This is a genomic window from Herbaspirillum sp. WGmk3, assembly GCF_023952535.1.
Classification (GTDB): domain Bacteria; phylum Pseudomonadota; class Gammaproteobacteria; order Burkholderiales; family Burkholderiaceae_D; genus Herbaspirillum; species Herbaspirillum huttiense.
Genome location: NZ_JAKYWT010000104.1, coordinates 1 through 255 on the forward strand (window position 1 = coordinate 1; position 255 = coordinate 255).

Annotated in this window: 1 protein-coding gene; it reads left to right on the forward strand. The window is 59.6% G+C overall.

All coding sequences use genetic code 11. The features are described from left to right. Nucleotides 1-255, forward strand: a 255-nt coding sequence (locus MKD49_RS26085; protein ID WP_252697752.1) for an Ig-like domain-containing protein, incomplete at both ends; no start/stop codon positions are given.

Consider the following 255-nt stretch of genomic DNA (forward strand, 5'->3'; position numbering starts at 1 on the left):
GCAGCACGGTAACAGCGGCAACCGGCATGACCGTGACGCCTGCCAGCACCTCGGTGGTGAAAGGGCAGAGCACCACGCTGACCGTGGCCTTCCAGCCGGAGGGCGTAACCGACAAGAGCTTTCGTGCGGTGTCTGCGGATAAAACAAAAGCCACCGTGTCGGTCAGTGGTATGACCATCACCGTGAACGGCGTTGCTGCAGGCAAGGTCAACATTCCGGTTGTATCCGGTAATGGTGAGTTTGCTGCGGTTGCAG